This is a genomic window from Mesorhizobium sp. M1B.F.Ca.ET.045.04.1.1, assembly GCF_003952465.1.
Lineage (GTDB): Bacteria > Pseudomonadota > Alphaproteobacteria > Rhizobiales > Rhizobiaceae > Mesorhizobium > Mesorhizobium shonense.
In genome coordinates this window covers 764,335-782,668 of record NZ_CP034448.1, presented here as the reverse complement: position 1 = coordinate 782,668, position 18,334 = coordinate 764,335, and the positions used below count along the sequence as shown (strand labels likewise).

At 66.1% G+C, this 18,334-nt stretch carries 12 protein-coding genes; all 12 read left to right on the top strand.

What is annotated here, in order from left to right; all coding sequences use genetic code 11:
* The first annotated feature begins 136 nt into the window (after window positions 1-136).
* The 12 genes from EJ071_RS03695 (at window position 137) to addA (ending at window position 18,292) form a co-directional block, all read left to right on the top strand.
* Window positions 137-838: a response regulator transcription factor gene (locus EJ071_RS03695; protein ID WP_006201274.1), complete on the top strand. Its 702-nt coding sequence runs from the start codon at window positions 137-139 to the stop codon at window positions 836-838.
* Between the two features lie 121 nt (window positions 839-959).
* Entirely contained in the window at window positions 960-2,744 is a 1,785-nt protein-coding gene (locus EJ071_RS03690) for a sensor histidine kinase (protein WP_126096863.1), read from the top strand.
* Between the two features lie 47 nt (window positions 2,745-2,791).
* Complete coding sequence (locus EJ071_RS03685) at window positions 2,792-3,253, top strand: HPr kinase/phosphorylase (RefSeq protein ID WP_126096862.1); 462 nt, start codon at window positions 2,792-2,794, stop codon at window positions 3,251-3,253.
* A gap of 164 nt (window positions 3,254-3,417) precedes the next feature.
* Window positions 3,418-3,819, top strand: a complete 402-nt coding sequence (locus tag EJ071_RS03675) for a PTS sugar transporter subunit IIA (protein WP_125004918.1) — start codon at window positions 3,418-3,420, stop codon at window positions 3,817-3,819.
* Window positions 3,816-4,112: an HPr family phosphocarrier protein gene (locus EJ071_RS03670; protein WP_126096860.1), complete on the top strand. Its 297-nt coding sequence runs from the start codon at window positions 3,816-3,818 to the stop codon at window positions 4,110-4,112. The genes EJ071_RS03675 and EJ071_RS03670 overlap by 4 nt, the downstream gene beginning before the upstream one ends.
* 286 nt (window positions 4,113-4,398) lie before the next feature.
* Window positions 4,399-4,887: a hypothetical protein gene (locus EJ071_RS03665; protein WP_245460162.1), complete on the top strand. Its 489-nt coding sequence runs from the start codon at window positions 4,399-4,401 to the stop codon at window positions 4,885-4,887.
* A gap of 371 nt (window positions 4,888-5,258) precedes the next feature.
* Window positions 5,259-6,659 (top strand): adenosylhomocysteinase, encoded by a 1,401-nt coding sequence (ahcY, locus tag EJ071_RS03660; RefSeq protein ID WP_126096859.1) that lies wholly within the window; start codon window positions 5,259-5,261, stop codon window positions 6,657-6,659.
* Between the two features lie 188 nt (window positions 6,660-6,847).
* Window positions 6,848-9,415, top strand: coding sequence for a PAS domain-containing sensor histidine kinase (locus EJ071_RS03655; protein WP_126096858.1), 2,568 nt, complete (start codon window positions 6,848-6,850; stop codon window positions 9,413-9,415).
* Window positions 9,416-9,421: 6 nt separating this feature from the next.
* Window positions 9,422-10,933 carry a tRNA (adenosine(37)-N6)-threonylcarbamoyltransferase complex ATPase subunit type 1 TsaE gene (gene tsaE, locus EJ071_RS03650; RefSeq protein WP_126096857.1) on the top strand — a complete coding sequence of 504 codons (1,512 nt, stop codon included), beginning with the start codon at window positions 9,422-9,424 and terminating at the stop codon, window positions 10,931-10,933.
* Entirely contained in the window at window positions 10,930-11,652 is a 723-nt protein-coding gene (locus tag EJ071_RS03645) for a nucleotidyltransferase family protein (protein ID WP_126096856.1), read from the top strand. Before tsaE ends, EJ071_RS03645 begins: the two co-directional genes overlap by 4 nt.
* A complete protein-coding gene (gene addB / locus EJ071_RS03640) occupies window positions 11,649-14,783 on the top strand; it encodes a double-strand break repair protein AddB (RefSeq protein ID WP_126096855.1) in 3,135 nt (1,044 codons plus the stop codon). The genes EJ071_RS03645 and addB overlap by 4 nt, the downstream gene beginning before the upstream one ends.
* Window positions 14,780-18,292 carry a double-strand break repair helicase AddA gene (gene addA / locus EJ071_RS03635; RefSeq protein WP_126096854.1) on the top strand — a complete coding sequence of 1,171 codons (3,513 nt, stop codon included), beginning with the start codon at window positions 14,780-14,782 and terminating at the stop codon, window positions 18,290-18,292. The genes addB and addA overlap by 4 nt, the downstream gene beginning before the upstream one ends.
* Window positions 18,293-18,334: the final 42 nt, after the last annotated feature.

Genomic DNA, 18,334 nt, shown 5'->3' with positions numbered 1-18,334 from the left:
TAACGGGTGCGATCGTGTGTAGCGGCAGGCCCCCCGTGACTTCGGACTGGGCCCGTGCCACATTTTGTACCCAATTTGTCCTGCAAAAGCCCCTTCTCGACGACAGAAGGGACCGCTCATGAGGGAGCCGCTTGAAATGGCAACAATCGCGCTTGTCGATGACGACCGCAACATCCTGACTTCGGTGTCGATCGCGCTCGAATCCGAAGGCTACCGCGTCGAAACCTACACGGATGGTGCGTCGGCGCTGGAAGGTTTGGCGGCGCGTCCGCCGAACCTCGCCATCCTCGACATCAAGATGCCGCGCATGGACGGCATGGAGCTCCTGCGCCGGATGCGGCAGAAGTCCGACCTGCCGGTGATCTTCCTGACCTCAAAGGACGACGAGATCGACGAATTGTTCGGCCTCAAGATGGGCGCCGACGACTTCATCCGCAAGCCGTTCTCGCAGCGCCTGCTGGTCGAGCGGGTACGCGCGGTGCTGCGCCGCACCAGCGCCCGCGAGGCGGCCGCCAAGGCGCCTAGCCAGCAGGCGCGCTCGCTCGAACGCGGCCAACTGGTGATGGACCAGGAGCGGCACACCTGCACCTGGAAGGGCGAGCCGGTGACGCTGACGGTGACCGAGTTCCTGATCCTGCATTCGCTGGCGCAGCGCCCCGGCGTGGTAAAAAGCCGTGATGCGCTGATGGATTCGGCCTATGATGAGCAGGTCTATGTCGACGACCGCACCATCGACAGCCACATCAAGCGGCTGCGCAAGAAGTTCAAGGCTGTCGATGACGACTTCGAGATGATCGAAACCCTGTACGGAGTCGGATACCGGTTCCGCGAGGCGTGAATAGGCAGTAGGGAGTAGTCGGTAGTCGGTTTTGAATGGTGCATGGCCGCGGTCAGCCAACCATTTCTCCATTCCCTACTGCCTACTCACTACTCACTAACTAAGCAGGGCCTGCTATTCGATGGCAGTTGAGATAGAGCGAGGCAGGCGGGCGGGCGCGACAAGGCGCCCGCCGCGGATCGTGCCCGCATTCGTGTCGAGGATCACCGTGCCGATGCGCCGGTTTCTCGGCCACCACATCTTCTCCAGCCTGACGCGGCGCATCCTGTTCCTCAACCTGGCCGGCCTCGCCGTGCTGGTCACCGGCATCCTTTACCTCAACACCTTCCGCGACGGGCTGATCGACGCCCGCGTCGAAAGCCTGATGACGCAAGGCGAGATCATCGCCGGCGCCATCGCGGCCTCGGCGACGGTCGAAACCGACTCGATCAGCATCGATCCGGAAAAGCTGCTCGAGCTGCAGGCCGGCGAAAGCCTGGGGCCGGGTTCCGACCAGCTCGACAATCTCGACTTCCCGATCAATCCCGAGCGCGTGGCGCCGGTGCTGAGACGGCTGATCTCGCCGACCCGCACGCGCGCCCGCATCTATGATCGCGACGCCAACCTTCTGCTCGACTCGCGCCATCTCTATTCGCGTGGCCAGATCCTGCGCTACGACCTGCCGCCGGTCGATGACGAGCAGCCGGACCTCTTGGAGCGCGTCGAGAAATTCGTCTTCGACTTCTTCCGCAACAAGGACCTGCCCGTCTATCACGAGCAGCCGGGCGGCAACGGCGCGGCCTTCCCCGAGGTGGTCAAGGCGCTGACCGGCGGCCCCTCGACCATCGTGCGGGTGAGCGAGCAGGGCGAGCAGATCGTCTCGGTCGCGGTGCCGATCCAGCGCTTCCGCGCCGTGCTCGGCGTGCTGATGCTGTCCACCGAGGGCGGCGACATCGACAAGATCGTCGCGGCCGAACGCAAGGCGATCCTGCGCGTGTTCGGCATCGCGGCGCTCGTCACCGCCATCCTCTCGCTGCTTTTGGCCTCCACCATCGCCAATCCGTTGCGGCGACTTTCCGCGGCCGCGGTGCGGGTGCGGCGCGGCGTCAAGAGTCGCGAGGAGATCCCGGACTTTTCCGATCGGCAGGACGAGATCGGCAACCTGTCGATCGCCGTGCGCGACATGACCAATGCGCTCTACGCGCGCATCGAGGCCATCGAAAGCTTCGCCGCCGACGTGTCGCATGAGCTCAAGAACCCGCTGACCTCGCTGCGCAGCGCGGTCGAAACGCTGCCGCTGGCCAAGAACGACACCTCCCGCGCCCGGCTTATGGAGATCATCCAGCACGATGTGAGGCGGCTCGACCGGCTGATCACCGACATTTCCGATGCATCCAGGCTCGATGCCGAGCTCGCGCGGGAAGACGCGGGAACCGTCGATCTGAAGAAATTCGTCACCGACCTCATCGCGGTCTCGCGCGAGACGACGCGCAACAAGAAGGCGGTCGAGATCGAGCTCAAGGTCGCCAAGCTGCCGCAGGGCGTCAAAGGCTATGTCGTCGTCGGCCATGATCTGAGGATCGGCCAGGTCATCATCAATTTGATCGAGAACGCCCGCTCCTTCGTGCCCGACGAACACGGCCACATCACGATCTCGCTGGCGCGCGCCGGCAAGTTCAACATCGTCACCGTCGACGACAACGGTCCGGGCATCAGGGCCGAAAAGATCGACCGCATCTTCGAGCGCTTCTATACCGACCGGCCGGCCGGCGAGGCTTTTGGCCAGAACTCCGGCCTAGGTCTGTCGATCAGCCGCCAGATCGTCGAAGCGCATGGCGGTACGCTGACGGCGGAAAACATCCCCGGCACCAAGCCCGGCGAGATCAAGGGCGCGCGCTTCGTGGTGACGCTGCCGGCCGAAGGCTGATCTCCGGTCCCGGACACGATACCGAGTCACGATACCGAGACACAATCATGCCCGACCCTGCCGTGAAGCCTGAAAATATCCATGGAACCGCGGTCCTCATCGGCGAGCGCGGCGTCCTCATCACCGGGCCGTCCGGCGCCGGCAAGACGACGCTGGCGCTGACGCTCATCGACCATTGCCGGGTCCGCGGGCTGTTTTCGCGGCTGATCAGCGACGACAGACTGCTTGCCGCCGCGCATGGCGGGCGGCTGGTCTGCCGGGCGCCGGCCGCCATCGCCGGCCTTGCCGAAGTGCCGGGCTTCATGCCGTGCCGGCTGCCTTTCGAGCCGGGCGGCGTGATCGACCTCCATATCCGGTTGGTGCCGAAGGAAGAAATGGCTCGTTTCCAGGAAGAGATCAGCGAGCCGGTCGCGGGCTGCGCGGTGCCGCGCATCGACCTTGCCGAGCGCAACGCCGCCACGGCGTTGCCGGCCGTGATGGCGCGGCTGTCGATGCCGCCTTTTTCATGATCCGGTCCGGGTTTTTTGCTGCAATGCGTCAAAATGGCCCGGGCCGTCGCAATTTTGGGCTTGTCAACCGGCCGTGCGTCGACAAGATAGCGCTCCCGCCGCCTGGAATGGTTGGCGAACATAAGATACGCCTGTAAAGCGGCGATGACGGGAGCCACCAAAGAATGATCGGACTCGTGCTCGTGACGCACGGTCAACTCGCCACCGAGTTCCGGCATGCCGTAGAACATGTGGTGGGGCCACAGGACAGTTTCGAAACGGTTGCGATCGGCGCCGACGACGACATGGAGAAGCGCCGGGCCGACATCGTCGACGCGGTCGCGCGCGTCGATACCGGGGCCGGCGTCATCGTGCTCACCGACATGTTCGGTGGCACGCCTTCCAACCTCGCCATCTCTGTCATGGAATCAGGCCGCACCGAGGTGATCGCCGGCATGAACCTGCCGATGCTGATCAAGCTCTCCTCGGTCCGCAAGGGCGACAACATGGCCGCCGCGCTCGACGAGGCGCAGGCCGCGGGCCGCAAATACATCAACGTCGCCAGCCAGCTTCTGAGCAGCAAATGAACGCCCATGCGCCGGAGAAGGACGAGGTGGTGCGGGAGTTTCCGATCGTCAACCAGCGCGGCCTGCATGCCCGTGCTTCGGCCAAGTTCGTCCAGGTCGCCAGCGGCTTCGATGCCACCATCCATGTCGAGAAGGACGGCGTGAAGGTCGGCGGCACCTCGATCATGGGCCTGATGATGCTGGCGGCAAGCCCCGGCTATTCCATCCGCGTCACCGCCACCGGCCCGCAAGCCGCGCCGGCCATGGACGCGCTGGAGCAGCTGGTCGCCTCGCGCTTCGGCGAGGAAATCTGACGAGCAAGTTTTTTGGCTTTATGCAGGGCGAGGCACCTATGGGCGATCTCGTTGGCCGAGTTCTCGCGCCGCTACAATCCAGCACGGCAGCAAGGCCAGGCCGTCATGTCCGGGAGGACGTGGGCGTCAAATGTGAAAGAGCAGCTCGGGACTAACCGGGCCGGAACACGCGTTGTCCTTAGAGTAGGGCAGGAAATGCCCACAAATATAGAGCAAGCCTCGCCACAGGGCCGCTTGAGGTAGCGGCAACGCAACGGCATGGCGCTCTCTAAATCGGAGGAATCCAATGGCACTCCTTGGAAGCGCTGCATTTGCGGCGGCGATGGCGCTTGGCTTGTCGTCGACCGCAGCGTCGGCGACAACAGCGGTAGATGTTCGGCTTTGGGACCAAGGCGCGGGCATGGTGATGAGGACCGGCATGACCTATCAGGCGCCGGGCCTCGATTTGTCAAAAGCGACGCAGGGGGTGAGGGCGTCGCGATCCAGCGCGCCGGCGGGCGTCATATCGTTCAAGGTCACCAACACCTCGAAGGATACCGTCCACGAGATGATCGTCATGCATCTAAAGGATCCAGCGCAACCGCTTCCCTATGTCGTAAGCGACGCCAAGGTGGACGAAAGCAAGGCTGACGACAGGGGGGAGGTTCCCGACCTCGCCCCGGGCAAATCGGGCACGCTGACCGTGACCCTGGAGCCGGGCAAGTACCTGCTGATCTGCAATCAGCCGAAACACTTCGCCGCCGGCATGTGGGCCTCGTTTGAAGTCACCAGGTAGGCAACACGGGCTGGCCTCTGCGCGCAGTGCCCCAGCTTGGGCCTGGCGAAACCCCAGCCCGCATCCTTGCCGCGGCCGTCATGTTCACATGACCCAAGATCGCGGGTCGGTCGCGGGGCTGAATGGCATCTGACACGCGTGTCTGTTCATCGCTCATGAGCAGGACCCAGTCCAAATGCATGTCGTTATCCCAAAACCGCCGGGCACTTTTGGGCGATGTGCATTGCCTCGAAGACATGCACGAATAAAGATTTCTTTATATCCCATTGTCGTTTGGCGGCCGATCTGCTAGTCAGGCCGGCAATCCGCGCCCCTCCATGCGCCGTCCCGGCGCCGGCGCGCTTTTGAGACAATCACACCGGAGCACTGCCATGACGGGTAGCAAGGACTATGTGGTCGCCGACATTTCGCTTGCCGGCTGGGGCCGCAAGGAGATCGAGATCGCCGAAACCGAAATGCCGGGCCTGATGGCCTGCCGCGAGGAGTTCGGCGACAAGAAGCCGCTCAAGGGCGCGCGCATCACCGGCTCGCTGCACATGACGATCCAGACGGCGGTGCTGATCGAGACGCTGAAGGCGCTGGGCGCCGACATTCGTTGGGCCTCCTGCAACATCTTCTCGACCCAGGACCACGCCGCCGCGGCGATCGCCGAGGCCGGCATTCCGGTGTTCGCCATCAAGGGCGAGACGCTCGAGGACTATTGGAACTACACCGATAGGATCTTCCAGTGGGCCGACGGCGGCACCTCCAACATGATCCTCGACGATGGCGGCGACGCCACCATGTATATCCTGCTCGGAGCGCGCGCCGAGGCCGGCGAGGACGTGCTGTCCAATCCGGGCAGCGAGGAGGAAGAGATCCTGTTCGCCCAGATCAAGAAGCGCATGAAGGCTTCGCCGGGCTTCTTCGCCAAGCAGAGGGAAGCGATCCGCGGCGTCACCGAGGAGACGACCACCGGCGTCAACCGTCTCTACCAGCTGCAGAAGAAGGGCCTGCTGCCCTTCCCGGCGATCAACGTCAACGATTCCGTCACCAAGTCGAAGTTCGACAACAAATACGGCTGCAAGGAATCGCTGGTCGACGGCATCCGTCGCGGCACCGATACCATGATGGCCGGCAAGGTCGCCGTGGTCTGCGGCTATGGCGACGTCGGCAAGGGCTCGTCGGCCTCGCTGCGCGGCGCCGGCGCCCGCGTCAAGGTGACCGAAGTCGACCCGATCTGCGCCCTGCAGGCGGCGATGGACGGCTTCGAGGTGGTCACGCTGGAAGACGCGGCGCCCACCGCCGACATCGTCATCACCACAACCGGCAACAAGGACGTCGTCACGCTCGACCATATGCGGGCGATGAAGGACATGGTGATCGTCGGCAACATCGGCCACTTCGACAACGAGATCCAGGTGGCGTCGCTGCGCAACCTGAAATGGACCAACGTCAAGCCGCAGGTCGACATGATCACCTTCCCGGACGGCAAGCGGATGATCCTTCTGTCCGAAGGCCGGCTGCTCAACCTCGGCAACGCCACCGGCCATCCGAGCTTCGTCATGTCGGCCTCGTTCACCAACCAGGTGCTGGCGCAGATCGAGCTCTTCACCAAGCACGGCCAGTACCAGAACCAGGTCTATGTGCTGCCCAAGCACCTCGACGAGAAGGTGGCGCGGCTGCATCTCGACAAGCTTGGCGCCAGGCTCACCGAGCTGTCGGGTGAACAGGCCGCCTATATCGGCGTGACGCCGCAGGGTCCGTACAAGCCGGAACACTACCGCTATTAACCAAAGCGAAAATATCTACAATATATTGAAGCCGGGTGTTGACTTTCCACCCGGCTTCATTTTTTGCGCCTATGATTCTTCACGCCGATTCCGGCAGGCGTTATTGTTGTGATTCGCGGTCCGGGGACAGTTGGGCCGGGAACGCATTCAGGGCGGTCTTGCATTCAAGCGGCGAAGAGGACCAAGACATGCCGGGGGACAACCCGCCACGCGCGGGAAAGGCCGTTTCCGGCGGCCACGAGGATTCGATCGGTACCGGCGCCGCCGCGTCAGGCGGCGGCTTTCCGTGGCGTGCCGGCGTTCGCCTCGGCGCGCTTCTTTCCGCCTCCGCGCTTTCGGGCCCGCTGCTTGGCCTTGCGGCGCATGCCGACACCGGCATCGCGCAGAGGGCGGCCCCGGCGGTCAGCACCGTCGAGGTGATGCAGCTTGCCATGTTCGTCGGCGTCATGGGCGCGGCCCTTGTCTCGGCCATCTTCCTGATCCGCGAGCGGGCGCGCACTTCGGCGCAAAATACCGAGCTTAGAGCCCGCATCGCCGATGTGAACGCGGCCCTGCAGCGTTCCGAGGCCTTGCTCAATTTGCGCGACCAGCGCGTCGTCGTCTGGTCTTCCGAGAACAAGAAGCCGGAGCTGATCGGCAGCCTGCCGCTGGAAAGCGGGGCGCCGGACGAGAGGTCCGCCTTCCTCGCCTTCGGCCGCTGGCTGATGCCGCGCTCGGCCGCGGCGCTCGAGAACGCCGTGGCTGCGCTCCGCGACGGGTCGAAGGCCTTCGACCTCGTCATCGAGACGCAGGCAGGCATTCCGCTGGAAGTGCATGGCCGAAAGAGCGCCGCGCATGTGCTGGTTCGCTTCATCTCGCTGTCGGAAACGCTGCGCAGCCAGGCCCGGCTGCAGATCGAGAACCAGCGGCTCAGCGCCGACTACGACACCATGCTCGGCCTGCTCGACGCGCTGAAGATGCCGGCATGGCTGCGCTCGGCCGACGGGCGGCTGAGTTGGGTCAACCGCGCCTATGCCGAGGCGGTGGAAGCGGAAAGCGCAGGCGCCGCGGTGCGCGAAGCGAAGGAGTTCCTCGGCGGACAGGCGCGTGAGCAGATCGCCGAGCAGCACAAGTCGCGTCCCGTCTTCGAGCAAACGCTGTCGACGGTGATCGAGGGCGATCGCCGCATGTTTTCGGTCACCGACTTCGCCAACGCCGATAGCTCGGCGGGATTGGCCTGCGACATCAGCGCCATCGAGACGATCCGCGCCGAATACGAGCGGACCGTGCGCAGCCACGCCGACACGCTCGACCAGCTCAACACGGCTGTGGCGATCTTCGACACGGACGAGAAGCTGCGCTTCTTCAACCAGGCATTCCAGAAGCTGTGGGGCCTCGACAGCGGTTTCCTACACAGCGCGCCCGACAACGCCCTGCTGCTCGACCGGCTGCGCAGCGAAGGCAAGATCGCCGAGCAGCCGGAATGGCGGCGCTGGAAGGAGAACCTGCTCGGCGCCTATCGCGCCGTCGAATCGCAAGAACATTGGTGGCACCTGCCGGACGGCAAGACGATCCGCGTGGTCGCCAATCCGCAGCCCAAGGGCGGCGTCACCTGGGTATTCGAGAACCTGACCGAGAAGATCGATCTCGAAAGCCGCTATCAGACCGCCGTGCGCGTGCAAGGCGAGACGCTGGACAATCTGGCGGAAGGCGTGGCGGTGTTCGGGCCGGACGGACGGCTTCGCCTGTCAAACCCAGCCTTCGTCACCCTGTGGGGGCTGCAGGCGGAGACGATCAAGCCCAACGTCCATGTCTCGGCGATCCGCGATCTTTGCGACCGGCGCGCACCCGACAGTCCCTGGAGCGGCTTCGTCGCCGCCATCACCGGCTTCGACGACGAGCGCCGCGACCGCCGCGGCCAGACCGAACTGGTCAACGGCACGGTGCTGAGCTATGCCGTGATCCACCTGCCCAACGGCCAGGTGATGATGACCTTCGTCGACGTCACCGACACCGTCAATGTCGAGCGGGCGCTGAAGGACAGGAACGAGGCGCTGGAGAAGTCCGATCAGTTGAAGAACGAGTTCGTGCAGCATGTTTCCTACGAGTTGCGCTCGCCGCTGACCAACATCATCGGCTTCACCGAGCTCTTGTCGCTACCGACGACGGGACCGCTGACACCGAAGCAGCGCGAATATGTCGAGCATGTCGGCTCGTCGTCCTCGGTGCTGCTCACCATCGTCAACGACATACTGGACCTGGCGACGGTCGATGCCGGCATCATGCAGCTCGACATTTCCGAGATGAGCATCGACAGGACCATCGCGGCAGCCGCCGAGCTGGTCGCCGACCGGCTGGAGGAGCACTCGATCAAGCTCACAATAGACGCGGCCTCGGCGCCAAAGAGCTTCCATGGCGACGAGATCCGTGTCCGCCAGATCCTCTACAATCTGTTGAGCAACGCCGCGAACTATGCGCCGGAGGCGAGCACGATCACGCTCACCTGCCGTCGGTTGACCGGAGGAGTCGAGTTCTCCGTCCACGACGACGGGCCCGGCATGCCGCCGGACGTGCTGGAATCGGTCTTCCGCCGCTTCGAGCCGCGCGCCAATGGCGGGCGCCGGCGCGGCGCCGGGCTCGGGCTGTCGATCGTCAAGAGCTTTGTCGAATTGCATGGCGGCACCGTGCGCATCGAGACCGGCATGGACAAAGGCACCACGGTCATCTGCACCTTTCCCGACACGCCGTCGGGCGGCATCCGCGAAGCGGCCGAGTAGCGCGCTTTGGCAAAGACCGTTCTGGAACGTTTTCTCGCCGATGAGGCGGCGACCGCAAGGCTTGGCGAAGACCTCGCCATGGCGCTGCGGACAGGCGACTCGATCGCGCTCAAAGGCGATCTTGGCGCCGGCAAGTCGACGCTGGCCCGGGCGCTCATCCGGGCGCTCGCCGACGATGCCAACCTCGAAGTGCCGAGCCCGACCTTCACGCTGGTGCAGAGCTACGAGACGCGGATACCCGTCCATCATTTCGACCTCTACCGCCTCTCCTCGCCGGACGAGCTCGACGAGCTCGGCCTCGACGACACGCTGGCGCAGGGCGCGGCACTGATCGAATGGCCGGAGCGGGCCGGAGACCGGCTGCCGGCAAATGCGCTCCAGGTCGAGCTTGCCGAGCAGGGCGCGGGTCGCGTGGCCCGGCTGTCGGGACAGGGACCAGCGTTCGAGCGCGCGGCGCGGTCGCTCGCGATGCGCGATTTTCTGACCAGCGCCGGATGGGGCGAAGCGGGCCGCCGGCATTTTGTCGGCGATGCGTCCGCCCGCTCCTACGAAATCGTCTCGCGTCCCGGCCAGGCGTCGCGCGTGCTGATGAATTCGCCGCGCCTCGTGCTCGGTCCGCCGGTGCGCGACGGCAAGCCCTATGCGGTGATCGCCCACACGGCGCAATCCGTCGCCGCCTTCGTCGCCATCGACCGGGCGCTGCTTGCCGCCGGCGTCGGCGTGCCCGCTATCCATGCCCAGGATCTCGACCAGGGCTTTCTGCTGCTCGAACATCTCGGCTCGGAAGGATTTTTGGGCAGCGACGGCCACCCCATCGCCGAACGCTATGAAGCGGCGGCGGAACTGCTCGCCATGATGCATGGCAAGGCCTGGCCGGATCGCATGGAAGCAGCGCCGGGCGTGTTCCACGAGGTGCCGCCCTTCGACCGCGACGCCATGCTGATCGAGGCCGATCTTTTGGTCGACTGGTATGTGCCGTGGATCACCGGCAAGCCGGCAAGCGATGAATTGCGAGCCGGCTACCACAAAGAGTGGAACGCCTTGCTCGACCGGCTTGCGGGCCAAGAATATACGCTGATGCTGCGCGACTTCCATTCGCCCAACATCATCTGGCGCGCAGAGCGCTCCGGCTTCGACCGGCTCGGCATCGTCGACGTGCAGGACGCGCTGATCGGCCCGGCCGCCTATGACGTCGCCTCTTTAGCCATGGATGCGCGCGTCTCCGTCTCGCCCGAGATCGAGCGGCGGACGGTCGATGCCTATATCGCCGCGCGGCATGCCGTGGGCGCTTTCGACGAGACCAGTTTCGCCGAGGCCTATGCGATCATGGCGGCGCAGCGCAATTCGAAGATCCTCGGCATCTTCGTGCGGCTCGAAAAGCGCGACGGCAAGCCCTACTATCTAAAACACCTGCCGCGCATCCGCGACTATCTGAGGCGGGCGCTGGCGCATCCGGCGCTTGGCCATTTGAAGGAATTTTACATGGCCCACGGCCTGCTGGAGGAACGCTCGCCATGAAGCCGAAGACCGCCATGGTGCTTGCGGCAGGCCTCGGCAAGCGCATGCGGCCGATCACCGACACGATGCCGAAGCCTCTGGTGAAGATCGCCGGCAAGACCTTGCTCGACTGGGGGCTGGACAGCCTGGAAGCCGCCGGCGTCAGCAAGGCCGTCGTCAACGTGCACCATCTGCCGGAGCAGATCATCGCCCATGTCGCCGGCCGCCGGGCGCCGAGGATCGTAATTTCCGACGAGCGCGAAGCCCTGCTGGAATCGGCGGGCGGTATCGTCAAGGCGCTCCCGCTCTTGGGCGGCGAACCCTTCTACATCATCAACGCAGACACCTTCTGGATCGACAGCGGTGAACCCAGCCTCGAGCGCCTTGCCCTTGCATGGGACGCTGCCAGAATGGATATTCTGCTGATGCTCACCGATCTCGACTCAGCAACCGGGCACTGTGTCGGCACCGACTTCCTGGTAGCGCCGGACGGCGCCTTGCGGCGTTCGAAGGGCGATCCGGCCGGCCTGATCTATGCCGGCGCCGCGATCATCCATCCGCGCGTATTCAAGGATGCTCCGGCGGGCTCGCATTCGCTCAATGTTTATTTCGACAAGGCGATCGCCGCCGGCCGCCTGTTTGGCATCGCGATGCGAGGCCGCTGGATCACCGTCGGCACGCCCGACGCCATTCCGGCCGCCGAGGCGGCGGTCGCCGGCGCTCTAGCGAAAGCGATATGAGCGGCTCGCGCCGCGTCTTTTCCATCCCGCCCGGAGCGCCGTTCCTGCCGACGCTCGCGGAGGCGTTGCTCGACGGCCGCCTGATCCCCGGCTTCCGCTTCGACGGCGACCCGCTGGCGCTCGCCGACGCCACCATCTATGTGCCGACGCGGCGCGCCGCGAGAGCACTGCGCGGCGCCTTCGTCGACGTGCTTTCTGAGTCGGGAGGGGGCAGGCGCTCGGCGATCCTGCCGACGGTGCGGCCGCTCGGCGAGTTCGACGAGGATGAGGCCGCCTTCGATGCGGGAACCGCACCCGCCATCGATCTCGCCCCGCCGATAGCGGCGCAGGAGCGGCTGCTGCTGCTGGCGCCGCTGGTGCGCGCCTGGAAGGAAAGCCTGCCGGCGCATGTCAGGGAGCGGTTCAACGAGGAATTCGTCGTGCCGACCTCGGCCGCCGACGCCATCTGGCTGGCGCGCGATCTTGCCCGCCTGATGGACGAGATCGAAACCGAGGGCACGGACTGGGCCAAGCTCGCAACGCTGGTCACCGGCAACCTTGCCGGCTGGTGGCAGGTGACGCTCGATTTCCTCGGCATAGTCACCGACAACTGGCCGGAGTTGCTGAAGGAACGCCACCGCTCCAATCCGGCCGCGCACCGCAGCGCGCTGATCCGGCTGGAGGCGGCGCGGCTGAAGCGCAATCCGCCGGCCGGGCCGGTGATCGCCGCCGGTTCGACCGGGTCCATTCCCGCGACCGCCGAACTGCTTGGCGTCATCGCCGGCCTGCCCAACGGCGCCGTCGTGCTGCCGGGTCTCGACCGCGAGCTCGACGACGCGTCTTTCGCGGCGATCTCGGCGCCCGGCGCGCGTCCGGCGACGCTCGGCCATCCGCAATATGGTCTCGCCAAGCTGATCGGCGGCATCGGGGTTGAGCGTCGCGACGTCGAGGAGATTGGCGAGGCGTCGAGGCCGCTTGCGGCGCGCGCGGCCCTTGTCGGCGAGGCGCTGCGGCCGGCCGAGACCACCGAGCGCTGGACCGAGACACGACCACGTTTCGCGGCAAACGATGTCGAGCAGGCGCTGGCCGGCGTGACGCTGGTAGAGGCGGCCAACGAGCGTGACGAGGCGGCGGCGATCGCGATCGCGCTGAAGCGCGCCGTGGAATTGCCCGGCAAGCGTGCGGCGCTCGTCACCGGCGACCGGGCGCTGGCGCGGCGCGTCTCGGCCGAGCTTCTGCGTTTCGGTGTCGTCGCCGACGACTCCGGCGGCGCGCCGCTGTCCAACACGCCGGCCGCCAGCCTGCTCAGGCTCGCGCTGAACGCCGCGTTCCGGCCCGGCGATGCGGTGGGTCTATTATCGCTGCTCAAGCATCCGCTGCTCGGGCTCGGTCTGGAACGCCAGGCCGTGCGCAGGGCGGCCGAACTGATCGAGTTGGCTGCGCTGCGCGGCGGCACGGGTCGTCCCGATGCCGCATCGCTCGGCGAGCTTTTCGAGACGCGGCTCGCGGACCTGAGCGGAGACACCCGGCAGCCTTTCTGGTTTTCGCGCCTCACCGTGCGCGGTATCGAGCAGGCGCAAGAGTTGCTTAGCCGCCTTACCAACGCGCTCTTGCCACTCACCGCGATGCGCGACGAGAAAGACGCCGACATCGCGACATTGACGCGTGCGAGCGTCGTGGCGCTGGAAGGTCTTGGCCGCGCGGTCGACGGCAGCCTGACGGAACTCTATGCCGGCGACGCCGGCGAGAAGCTCGCCGAGCTGCTGCGCGGACTGGTCGCCGCATCCTCGCCCTTCGTCTTCCCCGCAGCCGAATGGCCGGACGTGATGGAGGCACTGGTCGCGCCGGAAACGGTCAAGCCGGCGCAAGGCACCGATCGCAACATCGCCATCTGGGGCGCGCTGGAAGCCCGGCTGCAGAGCGTCGACACGCTCGTCATCGGCGGGCTCAACGAAGGCGTGTGGCCGCGCAAGCCGGAGAGCGACCGCTTCATGTCGCGGCTGATGAAGACCGGCATTGATCTCGAGCCGCCGGAGCGGCGCATCGGCCTTGCCGCGCATGACTTCCAGACGGCGATGGGCACCGAAACGGTGGTTCTGACGCGCTCGGCGCGATCCGGCGACGCGCCGGCGGTGCCGTCGCGCTGGCTGCAGCGCATCCTCACCTTCATCGGCAAGGACCAGGCGACGGCGCTTGGCCGGCGCGGTGACGCGCTGCTTGGCTGGGCGCGCGCCTTGGACGCCGGTGACAGGAAAGACTTCGCGGCCCGCCCGCAACCAAAACCGCCGCTGCGGCTCAGGCCGCAGCATTTCTCGGTCACCGAGATCGAAACGCTGCGCCGCGACCCCTATGCGATCTATGCCCGGCGTATCCTCGGACTGATGCCGCTCGACCCGCTGATCCGCGATCCGGGCGCTGCCGAGCGCGGCACGCTGTTCCACGAAATCCTGCATCTGTTCTCGCGGCGAGTGGAGGACCCAAGGGCGCCGGGCGCGCTGGCAAGACTGATCGAGGCCGGCCGCATCTCTTTTGCCGACGCAGCACTTCCGCCCGATATCGAAGCGGTATGGTGGCCGCGCTTCGAAAAGCTCGCCGAAAACATCATCGAATGGGAACATACCCGCGCCGAGGCCGTCGCCCGGCGCTTTGCCGAGGAGCGCGCCGAAAAGACCGTCGTCGGCCGCACCGGCGTCACGCTCTCCGGCTATGCCGACCGCGTCGACTTGCTCGCCGGCGGCATGGCCGATATCCTCGACTACAAGACCGGTTCCTCGCCCTCGAAAGCGCAGGCGCACACGCTCTTGTCGCCGCAGCTGGCGCTCGAAGGCGCGCTGCTCAGACGCGGCGCCTTCAAGGAGCTCGGCATCTGCGAGCCCTCGCAGCTTGCCTTCGTGCGGCTGAAGCCGAATGGCGAGGTTTTCGAGGAATCGATCCTCGAATACAACCGCAAGCCGAAGACCGCCAACGAGCTTGCCGAGGAGGCCTGGGCGCGGCTGGAGCGGCTGCTCTTCCACTATGCCGACCCGACAACCGGCTATCTGTCGCGTGCGCTGCCGTTCCGCGAAGGCGAAGCCGATGGCGACTACGATCATCTGGCACGGGTGCTCGAATGGTCGGCCGGCGGCGCCAGCGAGGACGAGGCGGAAGGATGAGATATCCGATCCCCTCCGATACCGCCGCCAGCCAGGCGCGCGCCTCCGACCCGCAAAATTCCGCCTGGGTGTCCGCCAATGCCGGTTCCGGCAAGACGCATGTGCTGGCGCAGCGCGTCATCCGGCTTTTGCTCAATGGCACCGACCCGTCGAAGATCCTGTGCCTTACCTATACGCGCGCCGCCGCCGCCAACATGTCGAACCGCGTGTTCTCGACCCTGTCGGAATGGACGGCCTTGCCCGACGCCGAACTCGCGGTGAGGATCGCCGCGCTCGACGGGCGCGGCGCCGACCGCGACACCATGCGGCGCGCACGCCGATTGTTTGCCGAGGCGCTTGAGACGCCGGGCGGCCTGAAAATCCAGACCATCCATGCCTTCTGCGAATCGGTGCTGCATCAGTTCCCGCTTGAGGCCAACATCCCCGCGCATTTCGAAATGCTCGATCCGCAAATGGAGGTCTCGCTGTTCGCGGACGCCCGCCGCGACATGATCTCGGGCGCGGGCGCCGGCGTCGAAGGCCTGGCGGATGCCTTTGCCACGGTGCTGGAGCGCGGCGGCGAATTCGGGCTCGACATGCTACTTTCGGAGATCGTCGGCAAGCGCGACGACTTGCGCGGCTTCATCCAAAAGCTCGGCAAGGGTCGGGATTTCAAGCCGCTCTTCGCCGAATTCGGCTTCGGGCCAGGACAGACGGCCGAGGACATCGCCGCGTCCGTCTGGCCGCTGCCCGGCTTCGCACCCGGCCAATTTGCCGAATTCGCCCGCGCGGCCGAAGCGGCTGACGCACGGCAAGTGCTGAACAATTTGCTGCCTTACGCGCGGGGCGCCTTTGCCGAGGCCGATCCGATCCGGCGGCTGCGACTGCTCGCCAAGGCGTTCCTGCGCTCCGACGGCGACCCTTACGATCCGCCGAAGATATTCAAGAAGGCGCTGGTCGACCGGCTGCCTGACCTGCCGGAGCGCTATCTCGCGGCGGCCAAGGCGATCCTCGACGTGTCGGACCGGCTGGCGCTGTTCCGCATGCTCGAAGGCACGGCCGCCGCGCTCACCGTCGCCGGCTGGCTGATCGCCCGCTACGAGCAACTGAAGCGCGGGCGGGGCTTCCTCGACTTCAACGATCTCATCACCCGCACCGTCAGCCTGTTGTCGCGGCCGGATGCCGGGCCATGGGTGCAATTCAAGCTCGACCAGGGCATCGATCACGTCCTGCTCGACGAGGCGCAGGACACCAGCCCGGACCAGTGGGAGGTGGTGAAGAAGCTGACGGAAGAGTTCTTCGCCGGGCTCGGCCAGCGCGAGGCGGTCAAGCGCACGGTCTTCGCCGTCGGCGACGAAAAACAGTCGATCTATTCCTTCCAGGGCGCGGCACCCGATTCCTTTGCCGAGAGCCGGGTTTTGTTTGCTGGGCGCGTGCGCGACGCCGAAGCCTCTTTCGCCGACCTCAAGCTCACCTGGTCGTTCCGCTCGAGCGACGACGTGCTGGCCGCTGTCGACCGCGTCTTTGCCGAGCCGGGCGTGCGGCGCGGCATCAGTCACGATCCCGATCCGCTGAGCCACAAGGCGATCCGCACCGATGCGCCGGGCTATGTCGAGGTCTGGCCGTCGATCGGCGCCGAAATGGTGGAAGAGCCGGACGATTGGACCTTGCCGGTCAACCATGCCAGCGCGCCGGCTGTGCGGGTGGCGGAGCACGTTGCCACGACCATCCAGAACTGGCTGCGCAATGGCGAGATCATCGAAGGCAAGGGCCGGAAGCTGACGGCCGGTGACATCCTTGTCCTGGTGCGCAAGCGCGACCGCTTCGTGCATGCGCTGTCGCGCAGCCTCAAGAACCGGCAGATCCCGGTGGCCGGCGCCGACAGGCTGAGCCTTCCCGGCCATATCGCCGTGCAGGACCTGATCGCGCTCGGCCATTTCTTGATCCAGCCGGAGGATGACCTGTCCCTGGCCGCCGTGCTGCGCAGCCCGATCTTCGAAGTGTCCGAGGAGACCTTGCTGATGGTCGCCGGCGAGAGACCCAAGGGGCAATCGCTGATCGCCTCGCTTCGGCAGCATGCGGCTGGGGACGAGGCACTGGCCGCCGTCGTTAGCCGGCTCGATGCCTGGGCGAACGAGGTCGCCTTCAAGCCGGTGTTCGAGTTCTACGCCGCCGCGCTGGCGCGCGATGGCCTGCGGCGCAAGATGACGGCGCGGCTCGGGCCGGAAGCCGGCGACATCCTGGACGAATTCCTGAGCTTCTGCCTGGCTGAGGAGCGCACCGGCCTGCCGGGGCTGGAATCCTTCCTCTCGACGCTGGAAAACGCCGGTCCCGAGATCAAGCGCGAGATGGACCAGACGCGCGACGAGGTGCGCGTCATGACCGTGCATGCAGCGAAAGGCCTGGAAGCGCCGGTCGTTTTCCTGGTCGACGGCGGCTCGGCACCGTTCAGCGACCAGCATTTGCCGCGGCTGATGGCGTTCGAAAGCTCGGGCGCTGAGTGGAGGGGCAAGGGCTATCTCTGGCGGTCGGCCAGCGACGTCGCCAACGGCATTTCGCGGGCGGCCTCGGCGCGGGCGCGCGAGCTTGCCGACGACGAATACCGGCGACTGCTCTATGTCGGCATGACGCGCGCCGAGGACCGGCTGATCGTCTGCGGATATCACGGCAAGCGGGCGCCGAGCGCCGGCACCTGGCATTCGATCGTCAGCCGGGCGCTGCTCAATGCGTCGGAAAGCGCGGAGCGCCGGCATCCGGCGACGGCCGATGTGGCGGTGCATCGCTTCCATCTGACGAAGCTGCCGCCGGTGGCGCTTGCCGGAGCGGACGAGACGGCACCATTGGAGCATGCCGCGCCGCTGTCGGACGGCCTGTTCCGGCCGCTGCCGCCCTATGAGGAGCTGCCGCGGCCGCTGTCACCCTCCGGCGCCTCGGCGCTGATCGACGAAGCGAGCGAAGCCCTCCCCGACACGCGCTCGCCGGTGCTCGACGCCGAGGCTGAGCCTGGGTTCGCGGTGATGCGCGGACTGGCGCTGCACAAGCTGCTGCAGATGCTGCCCGGGATCGCCGAGGACGAAAGGCGAAGTGCCGCGGAACGCTATCTGGCGCGCGCCGGCGCTGATTGGCCGGCGGCGGAGCGCGGCAAAGCGCTGGAGGCGGTGCTTTCGATCCTTTCCGACAGAGGGTTTGGCGCGCTGTTCTCGCCGTCTTCACGAGCGGAAGTCGCGGTCATGGGCAGCCTGGAGGTGAAGGGCAAGCTGCGCTCCATCTCCGGCAAGATCGACCGGCTGGCCGTCACTGCCCAAAAGGTCTCGATCGTCGACTACAAGACCAACCGGCCGGCGCCGGCGAGCCTGGGCGAAGTGCCGCCGGCCTATGTGCTCCAGCTTGCGCTCTACCGCGCGCTGCTGAAGCCGCTTTATCCGGGTCGGGAGGTGACGGCTGCGCTGCTCTTCACCGAGGCACCCAGGCTGATCGAGCTGCCGGCTAACGCCATGGACGATGCCCTTGCCCGACTCACGGGAGCGTGACACAAGAACTGCTTGAACATCGCCGCCACAACCACCACATTT

Excerpts from the sequence above, each read along its gene's own strand:
- EJ071_RS03670 (WP_126096860.1), top strand. The coding sequence starts at position 3,816 with ATGAACGCCCATGCGCCGGAGAAGGACGAGGTGGTGCGGGAGTTTCCG.
- addB (WP_126096855.1), top strand. The coding sequence starts at position 11,649 with ATGAGCGGCTCGCGCCGCGTCTTTTCCATCCCGCCCGGAGCGCCGTTC.
- EJ071_RS03690 (WP_126096863.1), top strand. The coding sequence starts at position 960 with ATGGCAGTTGAGATAGAGCGAGGCAGGCGGGCGGGCGCGACAAGGCGC.
- EJ071_RS03675 (WP_125004918.1), top strand. The coding sequence starts at position 3,418 with ATGATCGGACTCGTGCTCGTGACGCACGGTCAACTCGCCACCGAGTTC.
- EJ071_RS03665 (WP_245460162.1), top strand. The coding sequence starts at position 4,399 with ATGGCACTCCTTGGAAGCGCTGCATTTGCGGCGGCGATGGCGCTTGGC.
- ahcY (WP_126096859.1), top strand. The coding sequence starts at position 5,259 with ATGACGGGTAGCAAGGACTATGTGGTCGCCGACATTTCGCTTGCCGGC.
- addA (WP_126096854.1), top strand. The coding sequence starts at position 14,780 with ATGAGATATCCGATCCCCTCCGATACCGCCGCCAGCCAGGCGCGCGCC.
- EJ071_RS03695 (WP_006201274.1), top strand. The coding sequence starts at position 137 with ATGGCAACAATCGCGCTTGTCGATGACGACCGCAACATCCTGACTTCG.
- EJ071_RS03685 (WP_126096862.1), top strand. The coding sequence starts at position 2,792 with ATGCCCGACCCTGCCGTGAAGCCTGAAAATATCCATGGAACCGCGGTC.
- EJ071_RS03645 (WP_126096856.1), top strand. The coding sequence starts at position 10,930 with ATGAAGCCGAAGACCGCCATGGTGCTTGCGGCAGGCCTCGGCAAGCGC.
- EJ071_RS03655 (WP_126096858.1), top strand. The coding sequence starts at position 6,848 with ATGCCGGGGGACAACCCGCCACGCGCGGGAAAGGCCGTTTCCGGCGGC.